The organism is Klebsiella sp. DY2415 (assembly GCF_026314315.1).
Lineage (GTDB): Bacteria > Pseudomonadota > Gammaproteobacteria > Enterobacterales > Enterobacteriaceae > Klebsiella > Klebsiella ornithinolytica.
Window position 1 is genome coordinate 738,861 of record NZ_CP111115.1, and the last position, 18,710, is coordinate 757,570.

At 56.5% G+C, this 18,710-nt stretch carries 21 protein-coding genes; 12 read left to right on the top strand and 9 right to left on the bottom strand.

The features are described from left to right. Nucleotides 1-5: 5 nt before the first annotated feature. Nucleotides 6-1,169 (bottom strand): alcohol dehydrogenase, encoded by a 1,164-nt coding sequence (yqhD, locus tag OQV00_RS03535; RefSeq protein ID WP_004867729.1) that lies wholly within the window; start codon nt 1,167-1,169, stop codon nt 6-8. A 196-nt stretch (nt 1,170-1,365) separates the two neighbouring features. Here yqhD and OQV00_RS03540 point away from each other — a divergent pair, with 196 nt between their 5' ends. The 4 genes from OQV00_RS03540 to OQV00_RS03555 all read left to right on the top strand — a co-directional run bounded on the left by OQV00_RS03540 (nt 1,366) and on the right by OQV00_RS03555 (nt 4,748). Further along, the gene (locus tag OQV00_RS03540) at nt 1,366-2,265 is read left to right on the top strand and encodes an AraC family transcriptional regulator (protein WP_004867724.1); all 900 of its coding nucleotides are present in this window, start codon (nt 1,366-1,368) and stop codon (nt 2,263-2,265) included. Nucleotides 2,266-2,572: 307 nt separating this feature from the next. Next, a complete protein-coding gene (modA, locus tag OQV00_RS03545) occupies nt 2,573-3,319 on the top strand; it encodes a molybdate ABC transporter substrate-binding protein (RefSeq protein WP_266279846.1) in 747 nt (248 codons plus the stop codon). Between the two features lie 6 nt (nt 3,320-3,325). Continuing rightward, nucleotides 3,326-4,138: an ABC transporter permease gene (locus OQV00_RS03550; RefSeq protein WP_081213131.1), complete on the top strand. Its 813-nt coding sequence runs from the start codon at nt 3,326-3,328 to the stop codon at nt 4,136-4,138. Beyond that, the gene (locus OQV00_RS03555) at nt 4,125-4,748 is read left to right on the top strand and encodes an ABC transporter ATP-binding protein (RefSeq protein ID WP_015585706.1); all 624 of its coding nucleotides are present in this window, start codon (nt 4,125-4,127) and stop codon (nt 4,746-4,748) included. Before OQV00_RS03550 ends, OQV00_RS03555 begins: the two co-directional genes overlap by 14 nt. A 29-nt stretch (nt 4,749-4,777) precedes the next feature. Here OQV00_RS03555 and yghB read toward each other — a convergent pair whose 3' ends face one another. Continuing rightward, the gene (gene yghB, locus OQV00_RS03560; RefSeq protein ID WP_004867712.1) at nt 4,778-5,437 is read right to left on the bottom strand and encodes a DedA family general envelope maintenance protein YghB; all 660 of its coding nucleotides are present in this window, start codon (nt 5,435-5,437) and stop codon (nt 4,778-4,780) included. 130 nt (nt 5,438-5,567) lie between these two features. After that, nucleotides 5,568-6,755, bottom strand: coding sequence for a cystathionine beta-lyase (gene metC / locus OQV00_RS03565; protein WP_015585707.1), 1,188 nt, complete (start codon nt 6,753-6,755; stop codon nt 5,568-5,570). Between the two features lie 250 nt (nt 6,756-7,005). Between metC and exbB the strand changes: the two genes are divergently transcribed. The 3 genes from exbB (at nt 7,006) to OQV00_RS03580 (ending at nt 8,800) form a co-directional block, all read left to right on the top strand. Further along, nucleotides 7,006-7,737 (top strand): tol-pal system-associated acyl-CoA thioesterase, encoded by a 732-nt coding sequence (exbB, locus tag OQV00_RS03570; protein WP_004867704.1) that lies wholly within the window; start codon nt 7,006-7,008, stop codon nt 7,735-7,737. Nucleotides 7,738-7,743: 6 nt separating this feature from the next. Then, nucleotides 7,744-8,169, top strand: a complete 426-nt coding sequence (gene exbD, locus OQV00_RS03575; RefSeq protein WP_004867700.1) for a TonB system transport protein ExbD — start codon at nt 7,744-7,746, stop codon at nt 8,167-8,169. Nucleotides 8,170-8,305: 136 nt separating this feature from the next. Beyond that, nucleotides 8,306-8,800, top strand: a complete 495-nt coding sequence (locus OQV00_RS03580; protein ID WP_004867699.1) for a TIGR00645 family protein — start codon at nt 8,306-8,308, stop codon at nt 8,798-8,800. 39 nt (nt 8,801-8,839) lie between these two features. On the opposite strand, the gene mgrA is transcribed toward OQV00_RS03580, so the two are convergent. Next, nucleotides 8,840-9,880, bottom strand: a complete 1,041-nt coding sequence (mgrA, locus tag OQV00_RS03585) for an L-glyceraldehyde 3-phosphate reductase (RefSeq protein WP_015585708.1) — start codon at nt 9,878-9,880, stop codon at nt 8,840-8,842. 147 nt (nt 9,881-10,027) lie between these two features. Here mgrA and yghX point away from each other — a divergent pair, with 147 nt between their 5' ends. Both yghX and OQV00_RS03595 read left to right on the top strand, forming a co-directional pair. Then, the gene (gene yghX, locus OQV00_RS03590) at nt 10,028-10,915 is read left to right on the top strand and encodes a YghX family hydrolase (protein WP_032718300.1); all 888 of its coding nucleotides are present in this window, start codon (nt 10,028-10,030) and stop codon (nt 10,913-10,915) included. 78 nt (nt 10,916-10,993) lie between these two features. Then, nucleotides 10,994-11,281, top strand: coding sequence for a DUF2623 family protein (locus OQV00_RS03595; RefSeq protein ID WP_004867692.1), 288 nt, complete (start codon nt 10,994-10,996; stop codon nt 11,279-11,281). Between the two features lie 34 nt (nt 11,282-11,315). Here OQV00_RS03595 and yghU read toward each other — a convergent pair whose 3' ends face one another. Both yghU and OQV00_RS03605 read right to left on the bottom strand, forming a co-directional pair. After that, entirely contained in the window at nt 11,316-12,182 is an 867-nt protein-coding gene (gene yghU, locus OQV00_RS03600) for a glutathione-dependent disulfide-bond oxidoreductase (RefSeq protein WP_004867689.1), read from the bottom strand. 116 nt (nt 12,183-12,298) lie between these two features. Further along, nucleotides 12,299-12,859: a DsbA family protein gene (locus OQV00_RS03605; protein WP_004867687.1), complete on the bottom strand. Its 561-nt coding sequence runs from the start codon at nt 12,857-12,859 to the stop codon at nt 12,299-12,301. Between the two features lie 95 nt (nt 12,860-12,954). On the opposite strand from OQV00_RS03605, the gene OQV00_RS27070 reads away from it, so the two are divergent. The 3 genes from OQV00_RS27070 (at nt 12,955) to OQV00_RS03615 (ending at nt 16,291) form a co-directional block, all read left to right on the top strand. Further along, on the top strand, nt 12,955-13,062 hold the full coding sequence (locus OQV00_RS27070) for a hypothetical protein (protein WP_308411950.1): 108 nt from the start codon (nt 12,955-12,957) through the stop codon (nt 13,060-13,062). Nucleotides 13,063-13,137: 75 nt separating this feature from the next. Next, complete coding sequence (gss, locus tag OQV00_RS03610; RefSeq protein ID WP_004867682.1) at nt 13,138-15,009, top strand: bifunctional glutathionylspermidine amidase/synthase; 1,872 nt, start codon at nt 13,138-13,140, stop codon at nt 15,007-15,009. A 100-nt stretch (nt 15,010-15,109) separates the two neighbouring features. After that, on the top strand, nt 15,110-16,291 hold the full coding sequence (locus OQV00_RS03615) for an aminotransferase-like domain-containing protein (RefSeq protein ID WP_015585711.1): 1,182 nt from the start codon (nt 15,110-15,112) through the stop codon (nt 16,289-16,291). Between the two features lie 163 nt (nt 16,292-16,454). Here OQV00_RS03615 and OQV00_RS03620 read toward each other — a convergent pair whose 3' ends face one another. The 3 genes from OQV00_RS03620 to OQV00_RS03630 all read right to left on the bottom strand — a co-directional run bounded on the left by OQV00_RS03620 (nt 16,455) and on the right by OQV00_RS03630 (nt 18,675). Next, the gene (locus OQV00_RS03620) at nt 16,455-16,643 is read right to left on the bottom strand and encodes a hypothetical protein (protein ID WP_004867674.1); all 189 of its coding nucleotides are present in this window, start codon (nt 16,641-16,643) and stop codon (nt 16,455-16,457) included. 182 nt (nt 16,644-16,825) lie between these two features. Continuing rightward, on the bottom strand, nt 16,826-17,158 hold the full coding sequence (locus OQV00_RS03625; RefSeq protein ID WP_004867671.1) for a hypothetical protein: 333 nt from the start codon (nt 17,156-17,158) through the stop codon (nt 16,826-16,828). Nucleotides 17,159-17,292: 134 nt separating this feature from the next. Beyond that, nucleotides 17,293-18,675, bottom strand: coding sequence for an aspartate aminotransferase family protein (locus tag OQV00_RS03630; protein ID WP_004867669.1), 1,383 nt, complete (start codon nt 18,673-18,675; stop codon nt 17,293-17,295). Nucleotides 18,676-18,710 lie beyond the last annotated feature (35 nt).

Genomic DNA, 18,710 nt, shown 5'->3' on the forward strand with positions numbered 1-18,710 from the left:
AAAACTTAGCGTGCAGCCTCGTAAATCCGGCGGCTGACCTCAAGGGTGATATCCTGATTTTCACCCAGCGCCGTCATGCCGTGTTCTTCCAGTTTAGCCAGTAATGCCGGGATGGAGCTACCGTCCAGACCGTAGTCGGAAAGACGGGTCGGTACGCCAAGCTGTTCGAAGAAGTTACGCGTCGCGGCGATAGCGGCATCGATACGTTCGTCTTCAGAGCCCTCGGTAATATTCCAGACGCGAGCGGCATACTGCAGCAGTTTCGCGCGTTTAGTCTCGCGTTTTTCATTCCACAATACTGGCAGCACAATGGCCAGCGTCTGGGCATGATCGAGGCCATGCATCGCGGTCAGCTCATGACCCAGCATGTGCGTTGCCCAGTCCTGGGGAACGCCGGCGCCGATCAGGCCGTTTAGCGCCTGGGTCGCGGCCCACATAATATTGGCGCGAACGTCGTAATTTTCCGGCTCCTTCAGCGCTTTCGGACCCTCTTCAATCAGGGTCAGCAGAATGCCTTCGGCGAAGCGATCCTGAATTTTGCCATCAACCGGGTAGGTAACGTACTGCTCAACGGTATGGACAAATGCGTCAACCACGCCGTTGGCCACCTGACGCGGTGGCAGGGTATAGGTATAAACCGGATCGAGGATCGCAAACACCGGCTGCACATGAGAAGACATGAAGGCGCGTTTGTCGCCGGTCGTTTTACGTGAAACCACGGCGCCTTTATTGGATTCGGAACCGGTTGCCGGCAGCGTCAGCACGGAGCCCATCGGGATCGCACTTTTCACGTGGCTGCCGTAGGTTTCGAGAATTTCCCACGGATCGACGTTCTCGTCATAGTGCGCCGCCGCGGCGATGAATTTGGTGCCATCCAGTACCGAACCACCGCCGACGGCGAGCAGGAAGGTGACGTTTTGTTCACGGGCGATTTTCACCGCGTTCATCAGCGTTTCGTAAGAGGGGTTTGGTTCAATCCCGCCAAACTCCAGAACGTCGAAGCCGTTCAGAGCGTTGAGGACCTGATCGAGCACGCCGGTTTTTTTCACGCTGCCGCCGCCGTAGGTCACCAGAATCCGGGCATCCGCCGGGATTTGGTCGCGCAGGTTAGCGATGGCGCCTTTACCAAACAGGATGCGGGTTGGGGTATGTAGATCGAAATTGTTCATTATTCGTGCCCTCAAAAAAAGAAAACTGCCGACTGAGAGGATGCCTCGGCCAGATGACGGTCATTGTGGTCCTGTCGCCGGTTCCTCTCAATGCACATTCCTGCCGTTGTCTTGCCCATTTCTCCACCGGGCTGGAGAAAAGGCAGAAATATGCGCACAATGCAGAGGTGAGAAAACGTCTGGAGAAGCACCGAAAATGAACCGCGCCGAGATATGCCAGCTGTTGACGGAAAAGGTTAATGCACTGAAAGATAACGAAGAAAACCTCAGCTTGCTGCTGCCAGATATTCGTCTGTTGTACGGCACGCAGCCGGGGACTCGCACGCCGGTGATGTACCAGCCAGGCATTGTTTTTCTCTTTTCAGGTCATAAAATTGGCTACATCAATGAGCGGACTTTTCGCTATGACACCAATGAATACCTGCTGTTGACGGTCCCCCTGCCGTTTGAGTGCGAGACCTTCGCAACGCCAGAGGTGCCGCTTGCGGGATTGCGCCTGAATGTGGATATTCTTCAGCTGCAGGAGCTGCTGATGGACATTGGCGAGGACGCGCTGTTTCAGCCCTCGATGGCCTCCAGCGGCATCAACTCGGCGGCGTTATCGGACGAGATCCTGTGTGCCGCGGAGAGGCTGCTGGATGTGATGGAGCGGCCGCTGGATGCGCGTATCCTTGGCAAACAGATCATCCGCGAGATCCTCTATCACGTGCTTACCGGGCCATGCGGCGGGGCGCTGCTGGCGCTGGTCAGCCGACAAACCCACTTCAGCCTGATTAGCCGTGTTCTGAAGCGCATTGAAAGCCAGTACACCGAAAACCTCAGCGTCGATCAGCTGGCGGCGGAAGCCAATATGAGCGTCTCGGCGTTTCATCATAATTTCAAATCGGTGACCAGCACCTCGCCGCTGCAGTATCTCAAAAGCTATCGCTTACATAAGGCGCGGATGCTGATGATTCATGACGGGATGAAAGCCAGCGCCGCGGCGATGCGCGTCGGTTACGAGAGCGCGTCGCAGTTCAGCCGTGAGTTTAAACGCTACTTTGGCATGACGCCGGGAGAAGATGCGGCGCGAGTGCGCAGCATGCAGGGGGCCTGATTTGGTTGCCGCGGGCGCGAAGCCGGTTCCGACCGCGGCTGGTTTTATTTGTTTCCTGCCGCCGGCGAGGCAAATTTCGTCCTTTTTTTAACGCCTGCGCTCTTTTTTTAACCTCTCTTTTGATTTTGGCCAACTCCCTTATCGATATATACCTGATTATATAGCGAATGATTTTTGCCCAGCCGACCGTCCCAGCCGGGGAATATCATCGGCAGGCGCTTCGTCGCCGTATTGCGCCAGCGTTTGGCGGATAACGCCATGCAATCGTTACTCAATTAACGCTATCAATACGCAGGGAAAATGGGATATGAAAATAATAAAGTGGATCGTTATCGCCCTGGCGGCGCTCGGTAGCCCGCTCGCTTTTGCCGCTGAGCTGCATCTGTACGCGGGTGCCGGACTGCGTGTCCCGGTCGATCAAATTGTCGCCAGGTATGAAAAAGAGAGCGGCAACACGGTGATCGTCGAGTATGGCGGCTCCGGCCAGATCCTGACGCGTTATCAGCTTACGCAGCAGGGCGATCTTTTCCTCCCCGGTTCGGCCGATTACGTCGAAAAACTCCGGCAGCAGGGGAAAGTGGCGGCCGCCTTCCCCCTCGTGCACCACACCCCGGTAATGGCCGTGCGTAAAGATAAGGCGGCGGGTATCGACTCCTATGCCGCGCTGGCCGATAGCTCGCTGAAAATTGGCATGGGCGATCCCCAAAGCATCGCGTTAGGCAAAAGCGGTGAGAAGCTGCTGGAGGCCACGGGATATGGCGAAGCGCTGCGTCAGAAGGTGGTGGTTCGCACCGCGACGATCAAACAGCTGGTGCTCTATTTGCTGAACGGCGACGTTGACGCCGCGGTGATCGGCCGAACGGATGCGTTAAAAAACCGGCAGCAGCTGGTTCTGCTGCCGGTGCCGGCGAATACGCCGGATGAGGTGGCAACGCTTGCGGTGCTGCGGACCAGTCAGCACCCCGAGGAGGCCCGTCAGCTGGCGAACGCTTTTACCTCCGCGCAGGGGATAAAAACGTTTACCGACCTCGGCTATCTGCCGCTGGAAAAGTAAACCCAGATGGCTAATCGTCAGGTAAATTCTCTGGCCGGGTTGATGTTTGCGCCGCTCTGTCTGCTGCTGATGCTGGTTGTCGGCTCGCTGCTGTCGCTGGTATTCGAACTGGACTTGGCCACCCTCATGCAGGTCTTGCAGGAGCCGGAGCTGCACTTTGCCATCGCGATGTCGGTGGGCACCGCCTTGCTGTCGCTTCTGCTGGCGCTGCTGATCGGGATACCCGCCGCGTGGGTGATGGCGAGAACCGCCTTCCGCGGGAAAGGTATTATCGACGCGCTGCTGGATATTCCGCTGGTGACGCCGCCGCTGATCGTCGGCATTGGGCTACTGCTGTTGCTGGGTCAGCGCGGGCCGCTGAACGGTATCTTTCCGCAGCTCTCCGCGCTGCTCTTCTCTCCGCTGGGCGTGATTATCGCCCAGACCTACGTTGCCAGCGCGATAGTGGTCCGGGCGGCGAGCGCCGCATTCTCATCGCTCGACCCGGCATTTATCGCCACGGCGCATAACCTTGGGCTGACGCCAGTCCGCACGCTGCTGCTGGTTGAAATCCCGCTGTGCTGGCCCTCCCTGCTGAGCGGCGGCGTGCTGGCGCTGGCCAGGGCACTGGGGGAGTTTGGTGCGACCCTCATGCTGGCAGGGGCGATCCGCTTTAAAACGGAAACCCTGCCCATGGCGGTGTACCTGAATATTGCCAGCGGCGATTTTTCACTGGCGATAGGCTGCTCGCTGCTGCTGATTGCGCTGGCAGGGCTGCTGCTGGTGATTCTGCAGCGGATCCAACGACTCTATAAAGCGAGAGAGTATGCTGCGCGTTGAAAATGTCACCACGCGGATTTTGCAGGGGATAAGCTTCCGCGTGCCGGAGGGACGCTGTGTGGCGATCGCCGGGCCGTCCGGGAGCGGCAAGACCACCATGCTGAACGCGATTGCCGGAGCGCTTCCTTATCAGGGAACGATTTATCTTGCCGGCCAGCGCCTTGACGACCTGCCGCCATGGCAAAGGCCGTGCCGCTATCTCAACCAGCGTCTTTACCTTTTTCCTTACCTGACGGTTCGCGGCAACCTCGCGCTGGCGCAGTACGCGGCGGGCCTTCCACGGGTCAAGAAGGAGCAGATGGATCTGCTGGAAGAGATGGGCATCGCTCACCTGGCGGAGCGCTATCCGCGGCAGATTTCCGGCGGGGAGCAGCAGCGGGCGGCGCTCTCCAGGGCGCTGATCTCCCGCCCCAGGCTGCTGCTGCTGGACGAGCCTTTCTCAAGCCTCGATCGCGGGACCCGTGTCCGGCTATGGGAAGCGGTGCGTTCTCTGCGACGCCATGCGGTGACGGTAGTGCTGGTGACGCACGAACCGGAAGAAGCGGCGGCGCTGGCTGACAGGCGGCTGGTGTTACTCAACGGCAGGCTGGTTAGCGAGGGGGGAGAATAAGGGAGGGCCCCTCCCTTATTTATGCTTTATTACGCGCTGCAGAACTTTTTCTTAATGACCACTACCAGGGTACCCACCAGCCCGGCCACCAGCAGCGCGATTGGCAGAATCATCAGGCAGGTCATGACCTGGTCTTCATGTCGCTTCACAAACGGGATCATGCTGAGCGCATAGCCCAGACCGGTAACCACGCCGACCCACAGCAGCGCGCTGAGCCAGTTGAAGAACTGAAAGCGGCGGTTGGAGAGCCCGGAAATGCCGGCCATCGTTGGCAGCAGGGTGCGCACGAAGGCGAGGAAACGACCGGCCAGCAGCGCCAGAAGACCATGTTTATCAAACATACAGGTCGCACGTTGATGGTACTTCTGCGGCAGATGGGCGAGCCAGCCTTTAACGGTTTCGGTATTGCCAAGCCAGCGTCCCTGCAGATAGCTCAGCCAGCAGCCGAGGCTGGCAGCGGCGGTAAGGATGGCAAGAGTCGGCACAAAGTCCATGACGCCTTTGGCTATGAGCGCACCGGCGAGCAGCAGCAGGCTGTCCCCGGGTAAAAATGACGCGGGCAGCAGACCGTTTTCCAGAAACAATGTCATGAACATGACCAGATATACAACGCCCACGACCTGGGGGTTTGCCAGCGCGGCAAAATCATGTTGCCACAGGGCGGCGACAATCTCTTGAATGACAACCATGGACTTTCCTAAGTGGTACCGTATTTTTGACTAGTGTACTCCTGAAGAGCCCCGAACACCTTGATCTCGGGCGCAACAAAAGCGGCCGCCTTACGCAGAACGTCCGCTATTGTTGCCACTCGCTGCCACTTTACACGATACGGGAGAAGCCTGCCGCTAAATCCGCCAGCAGATCGTCAACATTTTCTAAACCGATATGGACGCGAATCAGCGTGCCGCTGAAATCGACTTCAGCTTCCGGACGAATTGAGGCGATTTGTTCCGGCTGGTTAGCCAGAATCAGCGATTCAAAACCGCCCCAGGAGTAGGCCATGCTGAACAAGCTGAAGTTGTCGAGGTATGCAGCAAGCTCGGCGTCGGTCAGACGTTTATTGAGGACAAAAGAGAACAGGCCGCTGCTGCCGGTAAAATCGCGCTGCCAGAACTCGTGGCCTTTGCTGCCCGGTAGCGCAGGGTGATTGACGCGCGCGACCTGCGGATGTTGCGCCAGCCATTCGGCGATACGCAGGCTGCTTTCATGATGCTGACGCAGGCGCACGCCAAGGGTGCGCAGGCCGCGGCTGGTCATATAGGCGGTATCCGCATCGACCATTTGCCCCATCAGGTAGGCGTTTTCCCGCAGCTGATCCCAACAGCGTGCGTTGGATACCGCGGTACCGACCATCGCATCAGAGTGGCCTATCAGGTATTTCGTCCCGGCCTGGATGGAGATATCGACGCCAAAATCCAGCGCTTTAAACAGCACGCCGGCAGCCCAGGTGTTGTCGATCATGATAATCGCCTGTGGGGCAACGCGGCGTACGGCGGCAACGATTGCCGGAACGTCGTGAACTTCCATGGTGATAGAGCCGGGAGACTCGAGGAACACCACCCGGGTGTTTGGCTGAATCTGGCGGGCGATATCGGCGCCAATCAGCGGATCGAACCAGCTGGTGGTGACGCCGAGCTTCGCGAGGATTTTAGTGCAAAAGTCCTGGCTGGGCTCATACGCGGTGTTGGTCATCAGGACATGGTCGCCCTGTTCAACGAAGGCCAGAATAGTATTGGCAACGGCTGCGGCGCCGCAGGGAAACAGCGCGCACCCGGCGCCACCTTCCAGTTCACACATGGCTTCCTGTAACGAAAAGTGGGTCAATGTCCCGCGACGGCCGTAAAACAGCTCGCCTTTTGCCCGGTTGCGGGTGGCGTGCTTTTTGGCTTCGACAGTCTCGAACACCAGCGATGAAGCACGCTGAATCACGCTGTTGACCGAGCCCTGAGTATATTTTTTACTGCGCCCGGCATTGACCAGCGCGGTATCAAGATGTTTATCAGCCATGTTTTTTTACCTGGTTTTATACGTCTGGACGTCTAAACTAACATGAATGGCCCAACCTGTACCGGGGAATGGCCGATACGGGCAAAAATTTTGCGAAATCCGCGGTCGGCCACTTTTTTACTGCGTAAGCGCAAGGAATCTAAACGTGATTTGCTGCACAGTGTAAATACTAATGAGAACCACTATCAATTCGATGCTTTTTTGATATTATTGTGCTCAGATTTTGTGATTGACGTCCTGGAGATTCAGCGTGGGTAATAATTTGATGCAGGCGGACCTGTCCGTTTGGGGTATGTATCATCATGCCGATATTGTCGTTAAGGTCGTGATGATTGGCCTGATTTTGGCGTCGATAGTCACTTGGGCTATCTTTTTCGGCAAAGGTGCTGAAATGCTCTCCAGTAAGCGCCGTCTCAAGCGCGAACAGCAGTTGCTCGGCGAGGCTCGTTCTCTCGATCAGGCCAGCGATATCGCCAGCAGTTTCCACCCGAAAAGCTTAAGCACCCAGCTTATCAACGAAGCACAGAACGAGCTGGCGCTCTCTGAAGGCGTCGAAGATAACGAAGGGATTAAAGAGCGTACCGGTTTCCGCCTTGAGCGTCGCGTGGCGTTCGTCGGCCGTTACATGGGCCGCGGCAACGGTTATCTGGCGACCATCGGGGCGATTTCCCCGTTCGTCGGCCTGTTTGGTACCGTCTGGGGTATCATGAACAGCTTCATCGGCATTGCGCAGACGCAGACTACCAACCTTGCAGTCGTTGCACCGGGCATCGCTGAAGCGCTGCTGGCAACGGCTATCGGCCTGTTTGCGGCGATTCCTGCCGTGGTTATCTATAACATTTTTGCCCGCATGATCGGTAGCTACAAAGCGTCGCTCGGCGATGTTGCCGCGCAGGTGCTGCTGCTGCAAAGCCGTGACCTGGATCTGAGCGCCAGCGGCGTAAAACCGGTCCGTACCGCGCAAAAATTACGAGTAGGTTAATGCTTTATGGCAATGCATTTTAACGAAAACCTCGATGATAACGGCGAAATGCATGACATCAACGTCACGCCGTTTATCGACGTCATGCTGGTGCTGTTGATCATCTTTATGGTGGCGGCGCCGCTGGCGACCGTGGATGTGAAGGTCAACCTTCCGGCCTCCTCAAGTCAGCCGCAGCCGCGTCCGGAAAAGCCGATTTATCTGTCGGTGAAAGCGGATAAAACGATGTTCCTCGGCAACGATCCCATTACCGAAGAGAGCATGATCGGCGCGCTGGATTCGCTGACTGAAGGGAAGAAAGATACCACCGTCTTCTTCCGCGCGGACAAAACCGTGGATTATGAGACGATGATGAAGGTCATGGATACCCTGCACCAGGCGGGTTATCTGAAGATTGGTCTGGTGGGTGAAGAAACCGTAAAAGCGAAATAACCCCCCCGACGACGCTTCTCAGGCTGGCCATGCGCCAGCCTTTTTTTATGCCTGACGCTCAGCGGCGGGAGGTTGCAATCGCCACGGCGGGTTGCGATATAATGCCGAACGTTTTTTTGTTAACTCACAGGATCTTATGGAACGCTTTCTGGAAAATGCTATGTATGCCTCACGCTGGTTGTTGGCGCCGGTTTATTTTGGTCTTTCGCTCGGGCTGATTGCGCTGTCGATCAAATTTTTTCAGGAGATTTTCCACATACTGCCGCACATCTTCAGCGTGGGTGAGTCGGAGCTGATTCTGACGCTGCTGTCGCTGGTCGATATGACGCTGGTAGGCGGTCTGCTGGTGATGGTGATGTTCTCCGGCTACGAAAATTTTGTCTCCCAGCTGGATATCAATGAAGGTAAAGAAAAGCTCAGCTGGCTGGGCAAAATGGATGCCACCTCCCTGAAAAATAAAGTGGCGGCGTCGATTGTTGCAATCTCCTCTATCCATCTGCTGCGGGTGTTTATGGACGCGAAAAACGTACCGGACAACAAGCTGATGTGGTACGTCATTATCCACCTGACCTTTGTGCTGTCGGCGTTTGTGATGGGCTATCTCGATCGTCTGACCAAGGGTAAGCACTGATACACTAGCCCGCCGGCGCAGAGCCGCCGGGCAGGTGACTTATTTATCCGACGAGGTTTGCCATAAATTGAGCTGACCATCCGCGACGTGCTGGTCAATCTGCGCCAGCTCTTCTGCGCTAAACGTCAGATTTTTTAGCGCCTGTACGTTCTCCTCCAGCTGCTGTGGGCGGCTGGCGCCAATCAGCACCGACGTGACCCGACGATCCTTCAGCAGCCAGCTCAGCGCCATTTGCGCCATACTCTGCCCGCGGCTGTGGGCCATCTCCTGCAGTAAGCGCAGGCTGTTCAGATTTGACTCACTGAGCATATTTTCCGTCAGCCCGCGCGCTCTTTTCCCTTCGTAGAACATCCGCGAACCCTCCGGGATCTGCTGTAGATATTTACCGGTCAGCAGGCCCTGCGCCAGCGGCGTAAAGGCGATACAGCCGACGCCGTTCTCCTCCAGCGTATCCAGCAGTCCGCTGGTATCGACCCAGCGGTTGAGCAGGTTATAAGACGGCTGGTGAATAAGCAGCGGGATCTTCCAGTCGCGCAAAAGTGCGGCCATTTGCTGCGTTCGTTCCGGCGAATAGGAGGAGATACCGACATACAAGGCTTTACCGCTCTGTACCGCCTGCGCCAGGGCTGCGGCAGTCTCTTCCATCGGCGTATTTTCATCGACGCGATGCGAATAGAAAATATCGACGTAATCCAGTCCCATCCGCTGCAGGCTCTGGTCGAGGCTGGCGAGCAGATATTTTCGCGAACTACCGTTGCCATAGGGGCCTGGCCACATGGAATAGCCTGCTTTCGTCGCCACAATCAGCTCGTCGCGGTAGGCGGCAAAATCCTCGCGCAGCAGGCGGCCAAAGTTTTCCTCCGCGCTGCCGGGCGGCGGCCCGTAGTTATTCGCCAGATCGAAATGGGTAATGCCCAGGTCAAAGGCCTTGCGTAGCAGGGCGCGTTGGTCATCCAGCGCGTGACCGTGACTAAAGTTGTGCCACAGTCCCAACGACAAAAGGGGCAACTGCAGGCCGCTTTTACCGCAGTAGCGGTACTGCATGCAATCGTAGCGGGTGGCGTCAGCTAACCAGGACATGTTCTCTCCTTATAAATTAAAACGTCGTTTCCATTTTAACTGGTATGGCACGCCGGCAGCGTTTGCTGGATCACAATGCGTAAGATTGCTGGCGTCGCCGCGCGCTTATGCTTTGCTTAAAGGGGGTTAATTTCCGGAGAAGAGATGATGACGCGACTGACGGCGAAAGATTTTCCGCAAGAGCTGCTGGAGTACTACGACTATTACGCGCACGGCAAAATCAGCAAGAGGGAGTTTTTACAACTGGCCGGGAAGTACGCCGTCGGTGGCATGACCGCCCTGGCGCTGTTTAATCTGCTGAAACCCAACTATGCGCTTGCCGGGCAGGTCTCGTTTACCGACCCGGATATTCATGCGGAATATATTCGCTATCCTTCTCCCGAGGGGCACGGAGAGGTGCGCGGGTATCTGGTGGTGCCGACGAAATCAAGCGTAAAACCGGCGTCGGTGATCGTCGTGCATGAGAATCGCGGGCTGAATCCCTATATCGAAGATGTCGCCCGGCGAGTGGCCAAAGCCGGTTACATCGCGCTGGCACCGGATGGCCTGAGTTCGGTGGGCGGCTATCCCGGCAATGACGACGAAGGGAGAGAGCTTCAGCAGAAAGTCGATCCGCAGAAACTGATGAACGACTTTTTTGCCGCCGTCGCCTTTATGGAAAAACATCCGCAGGCGAGCGGCAAAGTGGGAATAACCGGTTTTTGTTACGGCGGCGGTGTGTGTAATGCTGCCGCCGTGGCGATCCCGGAACTGGCCTGCGCAGTGCCGTTTTATGGCCGCCAGCCGCCGATCGCGGATGTCGATAAAATCCATGCGCCGCTGCTGCTGCACTATGCGGAGCTGGATAAGCCCATCACGGACGGCTGGCCCGCCTATGAACAGGCGCTGAAGGCGCAGCATAAAGTGTTCGAGGCCTATATCTATCCTCAGGTGAACCACGGTTTTCACAACGACTCCACGCCGCGTTATGACCGCGCCGCCGCTGAGCTCGCCTGGCAGCGAACGCTGGCGTGGTTTGCCAAATATCTCGGCTAAAAAGGGCGGAAATAGCGCTGGCACTCGCTCAAAAAATCGCTATATAATTTTGTATATAACGATTGAGGGGGGAAAGCGATGGATAACCATTTTGGCAAAGGTTTAATGGCGGGACTGAAGGCTTCTCAGGCTGAAAGCGCCAGCAACGCAGCCGGTTTTTGCGCGGATTATAAACGTGGGTTTGTCCTCGGTTATTCTCAGCGTATGTTTGAAAAAACCGGCGATCGTCAGCTTAGCGCCTGGGAGGCCGGGATCCTCACCCGCCGCTATGGCCTGGACAGAAACATGGTCATGGATTTCTTCAGGGAAGGGCATTCCTGTACCGCCATGCGTTACTTTATGGCGGGATACCGGCTGGAAAGTTAACTACCGAAGGCCGAAGCCTCCGGTAGAGGAGGCGTTATGCCTGGCGTTTGTCTTCGGTCAGGGTATCGAAGTCGCTGGCGCTGTGGCGTTCATGCAGCTGCTCGTTAAGCGGGCCGTTGGTCCGGTTGACGATACGCCCGCGTTTGACTGCCGGACGATTGGCGATGTCCTGCGCCCAGCGCAGGACGTTTTTATAGCTGCCGGCGTCAAGGAATTCCGCGGCGTTATACACCCCACCCAGCACCACATTGCCGTACCACGGCCAGATAGCCATATCGGCGATAGTGTACTCTTCCCCGGAAACATAGCGATTGCGGGCGAGCTGTTTATCCAGCACGTCGAGCTGACGTTTGGCCTCCATCGTGAAGCGGTCAATCGCATACTCGATTTTCACCGGCGCATAGTTAAAGAAGTGGCCAAAACCGCCGCCGAGGAACGGGGCTGCGCCCTGTAACCAGAACAGCCAGTTAAGGGTTTCGGTCCGCCCGGCGGGATCTTTAGGCAGGAAGAAACCAAACTTCTCAGCGAGGTACAGCAGGATGCTGCCGGACTCAAATACGCGCGTCGGCGGGGTGGTGGAGTGGTCGCTCAGTGCGGGAATTTTTGAGTTGGGGTTTACCTCAACAAAACCGCTGGAGAACTGATCGCCTTCACCAATGCGAATCAGCCAGGCATCGTATTCCGCGCCGCTCACGCCGAGCGCCAGCAGCTCTTCCAGCAGGATGGTCACCTTCTGGCCGTTGGGCGTGCCCAGGGAGTAGAGCTGCAGCGGATGTGAGCCGACCGGTAGCGTTTTTTCATGGGTTGCGCCGGAGACGGGACGGTTGATGTTGGCGAACGCGCCGCCGTTGTTTTGCTTCCACTCCCACACTTTAGGTGGTTGGTAGTTATTCTCTGACATGAGGACCTGCCTTTTTAGTGAGCCGTTGAGGGAGTGTAGCAGGAGATACTAAGCAGGTTTAACAGTGTGAGGCTTATTGGCCCCGGCCAGCGTCGCGCAACCGGGGCGAGGAGGACTCAGGCCATAATCCGCGCGGCCCATACGCTGATATCGTCGCTGCTGCCAAGGTCCGGCTGCACCAGACCGTTGACCATAAAGGTAGGCGAGACATGAATACCGTTCTGTCGCGCGTATTTGCAATGCCATTTAATTTCAGCCTGCAGCTCAGGGCGGGCGAAGGCCGTCGAGAGCAGAACCTGGCTATAGCGCTCAATGCGCTGGATTATCTGCTGCGGCGTGGTCTCCATATTCGGCCCGCTGCAATGGTCGGTAAATTCAAACTCTTCGCGATGGTCGGCGACGGCTTTTAACACCCTGTGCGCCTGCTCTCTGCCGTGCGGAAGCGTCGAGGCGGCAAGAATGCAGCGCACGATGACGCCGGAGAAAAGATGCCACGGCTGCGACTGCAGGCGAATCTTGATGGTCACATTATCCGCGCCGACTTCGTCCAGTAGCTCGTCGAGCTTATTGAACGCCCGGACGGAAAACGGGCAGGTTGGCTCAAGGAAAACCTCAAAAGTGCGTGGGCCGTGGCCCCAGACCAGCGGTTGAGCCTGCAGATGCGGTTGTGCGCTCATAATCAACTCCTGACGTTGTCTCATTCTTCGTTATGATTCCCTGAATCACCCGGCTGTTGTCGACGGCAAGGCAACCTGAACTATTTCGGGGAGATATTACAAATAACGATATCACTTTTACCCAAAGGCGCCGGGTTATTTTCCTGCCGGGCACGATCGCTGAATCCAATGAGTGGTATCATCATTTCACCTCTGTCTGGTAAGTGCCTGTGGCAGGATAAGAAGAGGGAGTTTTGTTCCGCCAACTGCCCGGGCTGCATTAATTTGAGGTCAGGCTAATGAGCAAAGGATCGACAAGTAGTGATGCCCCTTTTGGTACATTGTTGGGCTACGCGCCGGGGGGCGTAGCAATTTATTCATCGAATTACAGCAGTTTAAATCCGCGCGACTATCCGGATGACGCGACGTTCCGCAGTTATATCGGCAATGAGTATATGGGGCACAAATGGCAGTGCGTTGAATTTGCGCGCCGCTTTTTGTTTCTCACCTACGGCTTTGTCTTTACCGATGTCGGCATGGCCTATGAAATCTTCTCCCTGCGTTTTCTGCGTGAAGTGGTCAATGACAATATTCTGCCGCTGCAGGCTTTCGCAAACGGCGCCCGCCGTCCGCCGATGGCCGGCTCGCTGCTGATATGGCAGAAAGGCGGTGAGTTCAAGCATACCGGCCATGTTGCGGTGATTACGCAGCTGGTAGGCAATAAGGTTCGCATCGCCGAGCAAAACGTGATTCACGCTCCGCTGCCGCAGGGCCAGCAATGGACTCGCGAATTAACGCTGGAAGTGAAAGACGGTTTCTACACCATCAAAGATACCTTTGCCGATACGGAAATATTAGGCTGGATGATTCAGACCGCCGATACCGAGCACAGCCTGCCGCAGCCGGTGCTGCCGGGTGAAGCGATGGCGATTCAGGGCGCGAGATTGCCGAATAAAGGTCAGTTCCGCGGTAACTGGCTGAACGAGAAAGATTCGCTGCAGAAAGCCTACGTGGCCGCCAACGGTCACTTCATCAATCAAGATCCCTATCAATACTTCACCATTACCGAAAGCGCCGAGCAGGAGCTGATCAAAGCGACCAACGAGCTGCATTTGATGTACCTGCACGCCACCGATAAGGTGATGAAAGATGACAATCTGCTGGCGCTGTTTGATATCCCTAAAATTCTCTGGCCGCGCCTGCGCCTGTCGTGGCAGCGACGCCGTCATCATATGATTACCGGTCGCATGGATTTCTGTATGGATGAGCGCGGGCTGAAGGTCTATGAATACAACGCCGACTCCGCCTCTTGTCATACCGAAGGCGGGCTGATCCTCGAACAGTGGTTGAAACAGGGCTACTACGGCAGCGGACACAACCCGGCGGAGAATCTGCTTGATGAGCTGGCGGGTGCCTGGAAACACAGCCGCGCCCGTCCTTTCGTGCATATCATGCAGGACAAGGATCTGGAGGAGAACTACCACGCGCTGTTCATCCAGCGCTCGCTCACGCAGGCGGGGTTTGAAAGTAAGATCCTCTTTGGCCTTGATGAATTGCACTGGGATGCCGCCGGGCAGCTGATCGACGGCGACGGGCGTCTGGTGAACTGCGTCTGGAAAACCTGGGCCTGGGAAACCGCCATCGAGCAGGTGCGTGAAGTCAGCGCCGATGAGTACGCCGCCGTGCCGATCCGTACCGGACATCCACAAAACGAGGTGCGGCTGATCGACGTACTGCTGCGTCCGGAAGTGCTGGTCTTCGAACCGCTGTGGACGGTGATCCCCGGTAACAAGGCCATTCTGCCGGTACTGTGGTCGCTGTTCCCGAACCACCGCTATTTGCTGGATACCGATTTTGTGGTCAACGAGGAGCTGGCGAAAACCGGTTACGCGGTGAAACCTATCTCTGGCCGCTGCGGCAACAACATCGATTTGATTGGTCCGAAAGACGAAGTGCTGGATAAAACCAGCGGGCAGTTTGTCGATCGTAAAAATATTTACCAGCAGCTCTGGTGCCTGCCGAAAGTGGATGGTAAATACATTCAGGTATGTACGTTTACCGTCGGCGGCAACTACGGCGGTACTTGTCTGCGCGGCGATGATTCGCTGGTGGTCAAAAAAGAGAGTGATATCGAACCGTTAATTGTGCTGAAAGACAGCGACGGCCGGTAGCCGGCAGCCCGGGCAGCGCCGTAAACGGCCTGTCCGGGCAACAAATCCTGCAAACACGATAAGTCACAAAGACAACAACAAGACAGAAAAGGAAAATAATATGCACGACAGGCGACTCGCCGTCCGCGCGGGTGAACTCAAGCCCTCCGCCGTCCGCGAACTTCTGAAGCACAGTAAACTGCCCGGCGTTATCTCTCTGGGCGGCGGGATCCCGGCTCCGGAGCTGTTTGATACCGAAGGTCTGAATCTGGCTGTGCAACAGGTGATGAGCGGGCGCTTCAACGATGCATTTCAGTATGGTTTGACCGAAGGCTACCCGCCGCTGCGTCAGGCCGTGAGCGAACTGTGTCAGGCGCGCGGCGTTGACTGCCAGGCCAGCCATGTTTATATCACCTCCGGTTCTCAGCAATCGTTAGATATTGTAGCCCGTACGCTGCTCGATCCGGGCGATGCGATTGTGGTTGAGCGCCCGACCTACCTGGCGGCGCTGCAGGTATTCCAGTTGGCGCAGGCCAATATTCTCAGCGTGGATACCGACGATAACGGGATGCTGGTCGAACAGCTGGCCGACCTGCTGGAAACGACCCGCGTCAAAGCGGTTTATCTGGTGCCCACCTTCGGCAACCCCGGCGGAAAAACCCTGAGCGAAGATCGCCGTCGCCGCCTGGTGGCGCTGGCGAAACAGCATGATTTTGTCATCATCGAAGATGACCCCTATGGCGAAATCAGCTTTACCGATGAAGTTCGCCGTCCGCTGTATCAGCACGCGGTTGAGCTGGGCTGTGAAGATCAGGTGGTCTACACCTCCACCTTCTCCAAAATTCTTGCGCCGGGGATGCGTATCGGCTGGATTGTGATGCCGGACTGGCTGGCGCAGCAGACGGTGATCGTTAAGCAGGCGGCGGATCTGCATACCAACATGCTGTCGCAGGTGATCACGGCGGAATATCTGGCGATGAATCGCCTGGATAACCAGATCGCGCTGATCCGTGAGGATTATCGTAAGAAGTGTGTGGCGCTGGCGGATGCGCTGGAGTCGCGACTCGGGGAGCACATTGCATTCAGCCGACCAAAAGGCGGGATGTTCCTGTGGGCTCACTTCCGCTATTCGTTCGATACCATGGAATGGATGAAGAAAACGCTGGCAAACGGCGTGGTGTTTGTCCCTGGCGAAGCGTTCTATCACGATAATCCGGATACCCGTACGCTGCGTCTGTCCTACTCTACGGTCTCGGAAGAGGGGCTGATGACGGCCGTGGAGCGTCTGGCGAAATCGCTGTAGCGATATAAATAACTCCGCGCCGCCGGGCGGCACGGAGTGTTAATCTGGTTTAGTCGCTTTCGGCGATGCGGTCATCGAGCCAAATCAGCATCAGTGAAGAGAGAAATGCAACGCCGAGTGTGCCAATAAATAGCCACATAAAGAATACCTCAGAGGTTTTTTATTATTTTTCTGCTTTGACCGGTGAGTGCTTGTTTCTGTTGATCATCGTGACTTTAGTCGCGGACTGGGAGGTGGCGAGCGTGAAGAAATCATCAGCATCAATATCAAAATTCAGCACGATTTCCCTGTATTTCCCGCAGTGAATTAACTCTTTCGCTTCTTGCATACTACTTGCTGTTATTGTCGGCATCGTCTTATCTCGTGTGAAAACTGGTTAGCAAAGTAAGAGCTTGTGCATATCAGATCAACTCTTTTTTATCGCCGCCGGTAAGATCTGTTTTCCTTATTTTTAAAAGGGAAAAGCGCGGGCAGAATACCATTGCGGGACAGGGCCTCGCCATTGCCGTGCGGCCGGTGAATTCAAAAGAAGCGTTAACGCTGTTTTTCGCTCATCAGCTGGCGGCAGCGCTGCTGATCCTGAGCAATGCTCTCTTGTTCTTGTTGGCTGAGCTGCAGCCAGGTCTGACGCATACGTTCGCCAAGCGCCGGGATATAGTGGTTTTTGTGCAGCGCGTAATCGGCATTGCCGCCTTCGACAATATTTTCCATATCGCGCAGAAACGCCTGGCTATCCCGGTGGTCGATGACACAGAAAACCGAGCGGTACCAGGCAATCTCTTCTTCGGAGTAGCGGGGCGTGAACCACCAGACAAGCAGCGCAATGAGCGCCAGCAGCGGAATGACAAAAGGTAATTTCTTCAGCATGGCGTGGTCAGGGAGAGGAAACAGGGGCGTAGTGTACCTGCTGCACAAACGGAATGTCATCCCGGAGGTCACTTTTACCTCCGGGCGAGCGGGTCAGGTGCCGTTAGCGCGGTTATTCGCTAACGGCAAAAGAGCTATAGCAGACCCACCTCTTTTGCGGTCCGGTCGATAGCGCGTTTGGTCTTCTCGACCAGTTCATCCAGTTCGCTGTGGCTGGCAATCAGCGCGGGAGCCATAATCATACGCCCCAGGGTTGAGCGGATAATGACCCCCTCTTCAAAGCCGATAGTCCGGCAGCGCCAGGCCAGATCGTTTTCATTGGCAAAGCGTTTGCGGGTCGACTTATCTTCGGCGAACTGCAGAGCGGCCACGAGGCCTGCGCCCTGGATTTCACCAATCATCGGGTGGTGGCTAAACACCTCACGCAGCGTTTTTTGCAGATACGGGCCGGTGTCGTCACGTACGGTGGTGACCCGGTTTTCATCGCGCAGCGCTTTCAGGTTAGCAATGGCAACGGCCGCAGCGACGGGGTGGCCGGAATAGGTCAAACCGTGGGCAAATACGCCGCCTTTCTCAACCAGCACCTCGGCCATCCGTTTGCTCAGCACCAGGCCGCCCATCGGAACATAGCCGGAGGTCAGCCCTTTAGCGATGGAGAGCGTATCCGGTTCAAAGCCAAAATACTGGTGCGCAAACCATTCGCCGGTTCTGCCAAAGCCGCCAATCACCTCATCGGCGCACAGCAGCACGTCGTATTGGCGACAAATACGCTGAATCTCCGGCCAGTAGCTCTCCGGCGGGAAGATCATCCCGCCGGCGCCCTGGAACGGTTCGGCGATAAAGCCCGCGACGTTCTCCGCGCCGAGCTCGAGGATCTTCTCTTCCAGCTGGCGGGCGCAGCGCAGGCCAAACTCCTGCGGCGTCAGGTTGCCGCCGTGCATATACCAGTAGGGCTCATCAATATGCGCCACGTCGGGGATCATCCCCCCCATGGCGTGCATAGCTTTCATGCCCCCGAGCGCGCTGGCGGCGAGGGTAGAGCCGTGGTAGCCGTTCCAGCGGCCAATCATCACCTTTTTCTGCGGTTTACCGAGTATCTGCCAGTAGCGACGCACGGTGCGGATCAGCACTTCATTCGATTCAGAACCGGAGTTGGTGTAAATGGCGTGGCTGTAGTGCCCGGGCAGCAGGCTGAAAAGCAGTTCGGACAGCTCAATCACCGTCGGGTGCGTGGTGTGGAAGAACATATTGTAATAGGGCAGCTTCGCGAACTGCGCTGCCGCGGCATCGGCCAGATCCTGGCGGCTGTAGCCCAGCTGGGTACACCACAGTCCTGACATACCGTCCAGATACTTGTTGCCGTCATTGTCCCAGAGGTACAGGCCTTCGCCGCGTACCATGACGCGCGGTCCTTCAGCGTTCAGCGCTTTCTGGTCGAGAAACGCGTGGATATGGTGTGCGGCATCCCCGCTTTGATACTCGGTAGTGGATCGCGTCGGGTGAATAGGGTAGGTCATGTTATCTCTCCTGTAAGCGGAATCAGTGCAAGGCG

Coding starts and splice junctions, on each gene's coding strand:
- yqhD (WP_004867729.1), bottom strand. CDS start 1,169: ATGAACAATTTCGATCTACATACCCCAACCCGCATCCTGTTTGGTAAA.
- OQV00_RS03540 (WP_004867724.1), top strand. CDS start 1,366: ATGAACCGCGCCGAGATATGCCAGCTGTTGACGGAAAAGGTTAATGCA.
- modA (WP_266279846.1), top strand. CDS start 2,573: ATGAAAATAATAAAGTGGATCGTTATCGCCCTGGCGGCGCTCGGTAGC.
- OQV00_RS03550 (WP_081213131.1), top strand. CDS start 3,326: ATGGCTAATCGTCAGGTAAATTCTCTGGCCGGGTTGATGTTTGCGCCG.
- OQV00_RS03555 (WP_015585706.1), top strand. CDS start 4,125: ATGCTGCGCGTTGAAAATGTCACCACGCGGATTTTGCAGGGGATAAGC.
- yghB (WP_004867712.1), bottom strand. CDS start 5,437: ATGGTTGTCATTCAAGAGATTGTCGCCGCCCTGTGGCAACATGATTTT.
- metC (WP_015585707.1), bottom strand. CDS start 6,755: ATGGCTGATAAACATCTTGATACCGCGCTGGTCAATGCCGGGCGCAGT.
- exbD (WP_004867700.1), top strand. CDS start 7,744: ATGGCAATGCATTTTAACGAAAACCTCGATGATAACGGCGAAATGCAT.
- OQV00_RS03580 (WP_004867699.1), top strand. CDS start 8,306: ATGGAACGCTTTCTGGAAAATGCTATGTATGCCTCACGCTGGTTGTTG.
- mgrA (WP_015585708.1), bottom strand. CDS start 9,880: ATGTCCTGGTTAGCTGACGCCACCCGCTACGATTGCATGCAGTACCGC.
- yghX (WP_032718300.1), top strand. CDS start 10,028: ATGACGCGACTGACGGCGAAAGATTTTCCGCAAGAGCTGCTGGAGTAC.
- OQV00_RS03595 (WP_004867692.1), top strand. CDS start 10,994: ATGGATAACCATTTTGGCAAAGGTTTAATGGCGGGACTGAAGGCTTCT.
- yghU (WP_004867689.1), bottom strand. CDS start 12,182: ATGTCAGAGAATAACTACCAACCACCTAAAGTGTGGGAGTGGAAGCAA.
- OQV00_RS03605 (WP_004867687.1), bottom strand. CDS start 12,859: ATGAGCGCACAACCGCATCTGCAGGCTCAACCGCTGGTCTGGGGCCAC.
- gss (WP_004867682.1), top strand. CDS start 13,138: ATGAGCAAAGGATCGACAAGTAGTGATGCCCCTTTTGGTACATTGTTG.
- OQV00_RS03615 (WP_015585711.1), top strand. CDS start 15,110: ATGCACGACAGGCGACTCGCCGTCCGCGCGGGTGAACTCAAGCCCTCC.
- OQV00_RS03620 (WP_004867674.1), bottom strand. CDS start 16,643: ATGCCGACAATAACAGCAAGTAGTATGCAAGAAGCGAAAGAGTTAATT.
- OQV00_RS03625 (WP_004867671.1), bottom strand. CDS start 17,158: ATGCTGAAGAAATTACCTTTTGTCATTCCGCTGCTGGCGCTCATTGCG.
- OQV00_RS03630 (WP_004867669.1), bottom strand. CDS start 18,675: ATGACCTACCCTATTCACCCGACGCGATCCACTACCGAGTATCAAAGC.